Origin of the sequence: Vibrio sp. Vb1026, from assembly GCF_033338745.1 — a bacterium.
In the GTDB taxonomy this organism is placed as follows: Bacteria; Pseudomonadota; Gammaproteobacteria; order Enterobacterales; family Vibrionaceae; genus Vibrio; species Vibrio alginolyticus.
This window is the reverse complement of the sequence record NZ_JAWOTH010000051.1, coordinates 1-2,309: the sequence shown is the minus strand read 5'-3', so window position 1 is coordinate 2,309 and position 2,309 is coordinate 1. Positions and strand designations below refer to the sequence as shown.

The window sequence follows — 2,309 nt, the reverse complement described above, 5'->3', positions numbered from 1 at the left end:
AGTTGGTTAGAATACCGGCCTGTCACGCCGGGGGTCGCGGGTTCGAGTCCCGTCCACTCCGCCACTTATATTAAGCCCCAGTCGAAAGACTGGGGCTTTTTCGTTTGGTCGTGTCCCCTAGAAATGCATTTACACATTGAAGGCGAGACAATACGACTTTCTTTACCCTTTTGGCACATGAGTTTCTCAGGAAGATGAGCCTGCTGCCTGCACTTCCAATTACTCCGAGTTTGTATCCTGTCCTCGTTGAAAGATTGGTCATTTGAACAATGAGTCTTTATAACACTCGCCCTCAACCGTAGTAGAATGAATAGTCTTCCTCACTGCGCGTTTTGTTAGCGTCTCTCTTAAACAATAATTTTCTACATCTTATTTCTCAAACATTCATTGCTTCCATGTTTAGAGAGGGACCGTCGTTGCGTGGATTACGCAATTTCCCGAAATATAGTGAGGAAGAGAGCTAAGTCTTCCGAAAATTAATGCCTTTTAGAAAACTTTGTTTTCTTTGCTGAACTTGCTAGTAGCGATTAACCTAAGAGGAGTTCTTGAGGAGTATGTTTGATGATGCAACAAATAAAAAATGAAACGCTGAAATCTGTATTTAAGCAATGGTCTTCCGAAGAGGGAATTGTGGTCATCAACCCTGCAACTGAGCAAGAGTTAATTCGGTTAAAGCCTAGTACTCTTGATGAGTTAGATGATCTCATTGGTCAGTGCAAAACGGAGCAAGTCCGTTGGGCTAAGTTAAGTGCCAAAGAGCGCTCTCGTCGTTTGAGGGGGTGGTATCAACTACTTCTTGATAATGCAGAAGACATAGCCACGATTATTACCTTAGAGCAGGGTAAGCCTTTAGCTGAGAGCAAAGGGGAAGTGATGTATGGTGCCTCTTTTGTCGAGTGGTTCTCAGAAGAAGCAAAACGTGCTTATGGCGAAGTTATTCCTGCCCCCACGACGGATAGACGTCTATCTGCAATTCGCCAGCCTGTGGGAGTATGCGCTGCAATTACACCTTGGAACTTCCCTATTGCGATGATTACAAGAAAAGCAGCACCAGCCCTAGCGGCAGGTTGTGGCATGTTGATCAAGCCATCAGAGCTTACCCCCCTCACTGCAATTGCTGTTGTTGAATTAGCTTATCAGGCTGGTATCCCTAAAGAACTGCTTTCTGTCGTGGTATCAGAACAGGCTGCTGAGTTTGGTCAAGTACTAAGTACTGATCCTAGGATTCAGAAGATCTCTTTTACGGGGTCTACGCGCGTTGGGAAAATTTTGATGAAGCAAGCCAGTGATTCAGTCAAGGCGGTGTCGATGGAGTTGGGTGGTAATGCGCCTTTCATCGTGTTTGAAGATGCAGACTTAGATGAGGCTGCGGAAGGGCTTGTCGCGTCGAAGTTCCGTAATGCAGGGCAAACATGTGTTTGTACCAATCGGCTATATGTTCATAAAAATGTAAAACAAGCTTTTATTGATAAAGTATTGTCGAAGTTAAGCAAATTAAAGCTTGGAAATGGTTTAGAGAAAGGTGTCACATTAGGTCCTGTTATTACGATGGCCTCTAAGCATCGACTAGAGGCGGTGATCGATCAAGCTGTACAAGAAGGAGCCTCTATTGCTAACTCTCCACAGAGACGGCCTGGTCGCTTTATGGAGCCCGTTCTTTTGGATAGTGTGACGCAGAATATGTCGATTGTTCAGCAAGAGCTATTCGGGCCTGTGTTGCCTATTGTTACCTTTGAAAATGATTATCAAGTTCTCGAAATGGCGAACGATACAGAATATGGTTTGGCTTGCTATTTCTATACGAATAGCTTGAAGCGTATTGTGACTTTTAGTGAAGGTTTAGAGTACGGCATGGTTGGAGTTAATGAAGGGATCATCTCTACTGAAGTGGCTCCATTTGGTGGAGTTAAAGAGTCGGGTGTTGGACGGGAAGGTGCTAAGCAAGGACTCGATGAATATCTGGAGACAAAGTATATTTGTCTTGGTGGTTTAAGCTGATTTCAGAGATGGCCGATTGAATTAAAAAGCTAGGTTTTTACCTAGCTTTTTTTTAGTTGAAAGGCATACCATTTGCCACACGCGTTTCTGGTTACTTAGTGAGTCGATAGTTAGCTTGCGGTAAGCGGTTTTTAATAATCAAAGCGCTTATGTTATTTCGTTATGGGGTAGGAGAGAGCTTAGCTTTAAACTAATACAAAAAAGCCGCATCAAGTGATGCGGCTTCTTCTAATATGGCTCCTCCTGCTGGGCTCGAACCAGCGACCTGCGGATTAACAGTCCGTCGCTCTACCAACTGAGCTAAGGAGGAA

1 protein-coding gene and 1 tRNA gene are annotated in these 2,309 nt (G+C 44.3%); one reads left to right on the top strand and one right to left on the bottom strand.

The genetic code is table 11. The features are described from left to right. The first annotated feature begins 561 nt into the window (after nucleotides 1–561). On the top strand, nucleotides 562–1,998 hold the full coding sequence (locus R7E47_RS24030) for an NAD-dependent succinate-semialdehyde dehydrogenase (protein ID WP_017635617.1): 1,437 nt from the start codon (nucleotides 562–564) through the stop codon (nucleotides 1,996–1,998). A 234-nt stretch (nucleotides 1,999–2,232) separates the two neighbouring features. Here the strand turns inward: R7E47_RS24030 and R7E47_RS24025 are convergent. Beyond that, nucleotides 2,233–2,308: transfer RNA gene (locus R7E47_RS24025), tRNA-Asn, on the bottom strand. Nucleotide 2,309 lies beyond the last annotated feature (1 nt).